Source organism: Elioraea sp. Yellowstone, assembly GCF_006704265.1.
GTDB lineage: Bacteria > Pseudomonadota > Alphaproteobacteria > Acetobacterales > Acetobacteraceae > Elioraea.
Window position 1 is genome coordinate 1 of record NZ_VIKA01000189.1, and the last position, 5,576, is coordinate 5,576.

The 5,576-nt window shown below is 73.3% G+C and carries 5 protein-coding genes and 2 pseudogenes; 1 reads left to right on the forward strand and 6 read right to left on the reverse strand.

What is annotated here, in order from left to right:
* The 6 genes and pseudogenes from FK498_RS19790 to fsa form a co-directional block, all read right to left on the reverse strand.
* Positions 1 to 460 (reverse strand): annotated as a pseudogene (locus FK498_RS19790) (hypothetical protein); the annotation flags it as partial.
* 4 nt (positions 461 to 464) lie between these two features.
* Positions 465 to 2,480, reverse strand: coding sequence for a TonB-dependent hemoglobin/transferrin/lactoferrin family receptor (locus tag FK498_RS17035; protein WP_161988465.1), 2,016 nt, complete (start codon positions 2,478 to 2,480; stop codon positions 465 to 467).
* A 109-nt stretch (positions 2,481 to 2,589) separates the two neighbouring features.
* Positions 2,590 to 2,751: a hemin uptake protein HemP gene (hemP, locus tag FK498_RS17040; RefSeq protein WP_141856671.1), complete on the reverse strand. Its 162-nt coding sequence runs from the start codon at positions 2,749 to 2,751 to the stop codon at positions 2,590 to 2,592.
* Between the two features lie 62 nt (positions 2,752 to 2,813).
* The gene (locus FK498_RS17045; protein ID WP_141856673.1) at positions 2,814 to 3,764 is read right to left on the reverse strand and encodes a tyrosine recombinase XerC; all 951 of its coding nucleotides are present in this window, start codon (positions 3,762 to 3,764) and stop codon (positions 2,814 to 2,816) included.
* Positions 3,761 to 4,456, reverse strand: a complete 696-nt coding sequence (locus FK498_RS17050; protein ID WP_161988466.1) for a DUF484 family protein — start codon at positions 4,454 to 4,456, stop codon at positions 3,761 to 3,763. The genes FK498_RS17045 and FK498_RS17050 overlap by 4 nt, the downstream gene beginning before the upstream one ends.
* The gene (gene fsa, locus FK498_RS17055) at positions 4,453 to 5,106 is read right to left on the reverse strand and encodes a fructose-6-phosphate aldolase (RefSeq protein WP_141856677.1); all 654 of its coding nucleotides are present in this window, start codon (positions 5,104 to 5,106) and stop codon (positions 4,453 to 4,455) included. Before fsa ends, FK498_RS17050 begins: the two co-directional genes overlap by 4 nt.
* Positions 5,107 to 5,201: 95 nt before the next feature.
* Between fsa and FK498_RS17060 the strand changes: the two are divergent.
* A pseudogene (locus FK498_RS17060) lies at positions 5,202 to 5,576 on the forward strand (primosomal protein N'); the annotation flags it as partial.

Consider the following 5,576-nt stretch of genomic DNA (forward strand, 5'->3'; position numbering starts at 1 on the left):
GCACGGCATCGGCCGCCGGGCCGGGCTCGACGGGCGGAGCCGGGTCGGGCGCCTCGGCTGCGGTGGCCTCGGCACGCTGCGGCGCGACCGCTTCGGAGGCCACGGGCGTGGCCGGCGGGAGCTCGACCGGCGCTGTCGCGATCCTCTCCTCGGTCGCGGAGTCCGCAACCGCCGGCGAGGGCGGGACATCCTGCGACGGCGCGGCTTCGGGTTCGATCGCAGCCTCGGCCGCGTGTGCCGCCTCGGCATCGCCGGCGCTCTCCGGCAGCGGAGACGGCGCGCCCGGCACGAACACGACCGCGATCGCCTGCGGCTCGCCGCGGCCCGGCGCCGCCCCGCTGCCCATCAGCCCCGCCAGTGCGGCGGCGAGCGCGCCGCCATGCAGCGCAAGCGAGGCGAGCACCGCCGCGCCGCTGCGCGGCCGATCCGACCGGATCAGGAGGCGATCGGCCGCGCGCATCGCCTCAGAACTGGGTGCGCAGCGCGATCTTCACGTTGCGCCCGACGTCGTAGAAGGCCGGGGGCGTGGCACCGCCGTCCCAGGAGAGGCGCCGATAGGCGTGGTCGAACAGGTTGTCGACGGCCAGATCGAGCCGCCAGCCGACCAGCGGCCCGTCGACGGGGGCCCAGGAGGCGAACAGGTCGACGATCCCGTAGCCACTGGTCGGATAGGAGGGCTGCGGCTTGTCGTCCTGCGTCGCCACCGCAAGCACGCGCCCGCCCAGCACGAGCCCCGTCTCGAGCACGCGGTAGCCGAGCGTCAGCGAGGCCTTCTGCGCAGGTATGTTGGCGAGCGGCCCGCCCTCGGACCGGTTCTCCCCCTCCAGGGCGGAGGCGCCGAGGGTGGCGAACCAGCGCCCCGTATCGTAGCCCGCCTCGAACTCGACGCCGCGGATGCGCGCACGGGTGACGTTGCGGGCCTGCGTCGTTCCGTTGACGAACGGCGATGGCTGGGTGACGACCAGCTCGATGAAGTCGTCGAAGTCGGTCTGGAAGGCCGAAAGGCGGGCGCGCAGGCTGTCGCGCGGGGCGAACACGTCGCGGAACCGCAGGTTGACGCCGACCTCCTTGTTCTTCGCCGTCTCGGGACGCAGGTCGGGGTTGGGGACGAAGAAGTTGAAGAAGCCCGGGAAGACCGGGAAGTGCACGCCGGTGGCGTAGAGTTCGGTCAGGCCGGGCGCACGGAAGGCCTCGGTGTAGGCGACGTAGGGCGCCAGCCACTCCGTGACCTGCCAGGCGAGCGACGCCTTCGGGCTGACGCGGCTGTCACTGCGGCCCGACTGTCCGTCGGCGCTCTGCTCGTAGCGGTCGAAGCGCGCGCCGAGCGTGAGCGTGAAGGCGCCGAGGGAGATCGCGTCCTGCAGGTAGAGGCCCAGGATGGTCTGATCGGCCTTCGGGAACTCGGGACGCAGGACGTTGTTGCGCCTGCCCTCCTGGGCGTCGTGGAAGATGTCCAGGCCGTAGGTCAGGGCGTGCCGGCCGAACGCGCCGAGGGCGAAGCGTGTGGTGTTCTGCAGGTCGAGGCCGAGGGTCGTGTAGTCGGTGCTGTCGAAGCGGCCGTCATTCGGCACCACCCGGCGCTCGTCGATGCCGACATCGGCGTAGTAGGCGACCGCGCGCGCGTCGAACCAGGGACTGCCCTCGGGCGCGTACTCGGCGCTCAGCGCCAGTTGCTGCTGGCGCAGGCGACGCTTGACGATGTTCGAGGTGGAGGTGGTGTTGGCGGAGCTCGGCAGCGTGGCGTTCTCGCCGAAGCCGAGCGCGGAGAGTCCGAGGCGGAAGCCATCGCCCACGGTCCAGCCGAGCTTGGCGAGGCCGGCGACCGAATCCGCCGCCGAGAACGGGATGCGGTTGCCCGCGCCGTCGCGGTAGTTCTTCCCCGCGCGGCCGGTGACGCTCGCGAGCCCGTCGAGGGCGCCGGACCGGAAGGCCGAGGTCAGGCTGCCGTAGAGCTGGTCATTGGCGGACTGGTAGCCGCCGGAAACGATGCCGGTCACGGCCTCGCCCGGGCGCAGAAGGTCGGCGGCATCGACGGTGCGGAGGGAGATCACGCCGCCGAGCGCACCGGAACCGTAGAGCAGCGAGCCCGGACCGCGGAGCACATCCACCTGGCGCAGCAGCAGCGGATCGAGGAACAGCCGGCCGCGATGGCCCGAGCTGAAGTTCTGCCGCACGCCATCGACCCGCACCACGACGCGATCGTCGCCCAGGCCCCGGATCTGCGGCTGCATCACCGAGTTGCGCGGCAGGCCGTCCGCCTCCACGCCAGGCATGTCGCGCAGCAGGTCGTTCAGGTTCTGCGGCTGGCGCCGCTCGATCTCCTCGCGCGTGACGACCGAGACCGGTGCGGCGACGTCGCCCGCGACCTCGGGCGTGCGCGTCGCGGTGGCGGTGACGGCGTCGAGCGGCGTCACGCCGACCGGGCCCTCCTGGGCCACGGCCGTGAGCGCGGAGGCGGAGAGCAGAACGGCGGACAGCATCGAAGGCCGCATGGGCCAGCCACTCCTTTCCTGCGAATGGTCCGTGTGGCTGGCTTCCGGTGCTGCGCACCGGTGGCTGGCTGGTCGGGCGCCCCCACGGGGCGCGGCGTCACTTGGTCAGGATGAGCTTGCCGGCCCGCGTGATGCGCAGCCGGTAGATCTCCCCCTGGTGCTCGATCTCGACTTCCTGGCGCGTGCCGAGCAGCTCCCGGCTGCTCAGGCGCGGCTTCGGTGGCGTCTCGGCATCGGCGCGCTGGTCGGTCTCGGGCACGCCGATTTGGCTAGCTCAACTGCGAATGCCTCGCAATAGCATTTGTGCAGCGCGGACTCGGTCTATGCAGGGGGGTCCGGGGGGAGGAGCGTCCTCCCCCCGGCTCTCGGGTGCGCCTTCTTCCAGACCTTCATCACCTGCGCCTCGTCCACCGCGGTGTAGCGCTGCGTGGTGGACAGGCTGGCATGGCCGAGCAGGTCCTGGATCGCGCGCAGATCCGCCCCCGCCTGCAGAAGGTGCGTGGCGAAGCTGTGGCGCAGCGCGTGCGGGCTCGCATGCTCGGGCAGGCCGAGCGCCGCGCGTGCGCGCTGGAGCGCAAGCCGCAGCAGCCGGTCGTTCAGTGCCCCGCCACGCGCACCGCGGAACAGCGGCGCCTCGGGTGCCAACGGGTGCGGGCAGAGGCGGATGTATTCGGCGACCGCCGCGCGCACGACCGGCAGCACCGGCACGTCGCGTTCCTTGGCGCCCTTGCCCCGCACGCGCAGCGCCGCCTCGCTGCCCGGCAGCGGCGCCTCGCGCCGGCGGATGGCGAGCGCCTCGGCCGAGCGCAGGCCGCAGCCGTAGAGGAGCAGCACCAGGGCAGCGTCGCGCGCGGCGATCCAGGGCTGCTCGGCGAGCGTGCCTGCCTGGTCCGCAAGCGTCACGGCATCGGCACGCGAGAGCGCACGCGGCGCGGGCGGGCGCGTCTTCGGCGTCGCGAGCAGGCGGATCGCCGGACAGTCCGGCCCGCCGCTCAGCGCGAGGTAGCGGAAGAAACTGCGCACGGCGGCGAGCCCGCGCGCGCGCGTCGTGTTGCTGACGCCCTCGTTCGCGCGTTCCGCGAGCCAAGCACGGAAATCGGCCGCGGCGAGCCGGCCGAGCGCGGCGCGTTCCGGCGGCGCGCCGAGATGGCGCGCCAGGAAACCGAGGAAGCCGGCGACGTCGCGGCGGTAGGCGGCGAGGGTGGCGGGCGAGGCACGGCGTTCGGCGGCGAGCCAGTCGAGGAAGTCGACGAGCGCCGCCTGCGCGTTCATGGCGCGCGGGTGAGCGCGATCGCGGCGACCGCGGCGAGGAAGGCGGCGACGTCGGTGCCCTGCCCCGGCTCGAAGTGGCCGGGTTCGCGCGCGCCGCAGGCGAGCAGCGCCTCGCCGCCCTTCGGCAGCGGCAGGCGCGCGAGCGCATCCGAGGCGACCAGCGCCGCGCCCTCGCCGTAGAGGGTCTCGGTATCGAAGGCCTCGGCGCGCAGCAGCACCGCCGCGCCCGAGGGCAGGGTGCGGGCGAGATAGCCGCGCGGCAAGGGGCGCGCGAGCGGCAGCGCGCGTCCTTCGGCGCAGACGGAGACGACATCGACGCCGAGCAGCGCGGGCCAGTCCTGCACGATGATGTCGAACGCCTCCGCGCCGGTGCGCGCCGCCATCACGGCAAGCACGGCGCGCTGCGCGCGCGCCTGGATCGCCGCGTTCGCGCGCCCCGCGGCGAGCAGGGCCTCGGTCCGGTCACGCAACACCATGCCGCGCTCGCGCTCGGCCTCGAGCATCGCCGCCATGTGGTCGGCGAGGCGTTCGCCGTGCACGCGCCGGGGCGGCGTCAGGGCGCGGTAGAGCGCGGGACGGTCGGCGAGGAAGTCCGGATGCGCGCGCAGGAAGGCGTCGACGAAGGCGGCCTCGTCCGCGTCGGGCTCGACGGTGCCGGCCCGCCTGCGCGATCGGGGCCGGTCCGCGCTCACAGGATCGACTGCCCTGTCCTGGCCCAATCGGCCAGGAACGCGGCGAGCCCCTTGTCGGTCAGCGGGTGCTGGAAGAGCTGGCGCAGCACCGCGGGCGGCAGCGTGGCGACGTCGGCACCGAGCTTCGCGGCCTGCACCACGTGCATCGGGTTGCGCACGGAGGCGACCAGCACCTCGGTCGCGAAGTCGTAGTTGGCGTAGATCTCGACGATGTCGGCGATCAGCGCCATGCCGTCCTGGCCGACATCGTCGAGCCGGCCGACGAAGGGGCTGACATAGGCGGCACCCGCCTTGGCGGCGAGCAGCGCCTGCGCGGCGGAGAAGCAGAGCGTGACGTTCACCTGCACGCCCTCCTCCGCCAGCGCCTTGCAGGCCTTGAGCCCGTCCATCGTCAGCGGCAGCTTGACGACCACGTTGCGCGCAAGACCGCGCAGGAAGCGCGCCTCGTTCATCATCGGCTCGAACTCGGTCGCCGTCACCTCGGCCGAGACGGGACCCGGCACGGCCTCGCAGATCTCGGCGATCACCTCGGCGATCCTGCGCCCCGACCTGGCGATCAGCGAAGGGTTGGTGGTGACGCCATCGACCATGCCGAGGGCGGCAAGAGCCTTGATCTCGGCGACATCGGCGGTGTCCACGAAGAACTTCATGCGAAACTTCCATGCATGGCGGAGTCGGAGGCACCATAACCGTGGCCGGGGCCGGGGGAAAGCGACGGAGGGATGACGCAGGATTGCGCCCGCGCGTGCCCGTGCTGCTGCCCCTGCCGCTCGCGGGTGCCTACGACTACGCGGTGCCGGAGGCGATGGAAGTGGCGGCCGGCGCAGTCGTGACCGTGCCGCTCGGGCCGCGTCTCGTCCATGGCGTGGTCTGGCACGGCACGGCGGCCGGTACCGTGGCGGCCGCGAAGCTGCGCGCGATCGCCTCGGTGGTGCCGACGCCGCCGCTGAAGCCCGCGCTGATGCGCTTCATAGACTGGGTGGCGGACTACACGCTGAGCGCGCCGGGCGAGGTCCTGCGCATGGCGCTGCCGATACCGGCGGCGACCGAGGTGCCGCGGCCGCGCGTGGGCTGGCGGCTCGCCGAGGCGCCGGCCGAGGGCGCACGCATCACCGCGGAG

Excerpts from the sequence above, each read along its gene's own strand:
- FK498_RS17035 (WP_161988465.1), bottom strand. The coding sequence starts at position 2,480 with ATGCTGTCCGCCGTTCTGCTCTCCGCCTCCGCGCTCACGGCCGTGGCC.
- FK498_RS17045 (WP_141856673.1), bottom strand. The coding sequence starts at position 3,764 with ATGAACGCGCAGGCGGCGCTCGTCGACTTCCTCGACTGGCTCGCCGCC.
- fsa (WP_141856677.1), bottom strand. The coding sequence starts at position 5,106 with ATGAAGTTCTTCGTGGACACCGCCGATGTCGCCGAGATCAAGGCTCTT.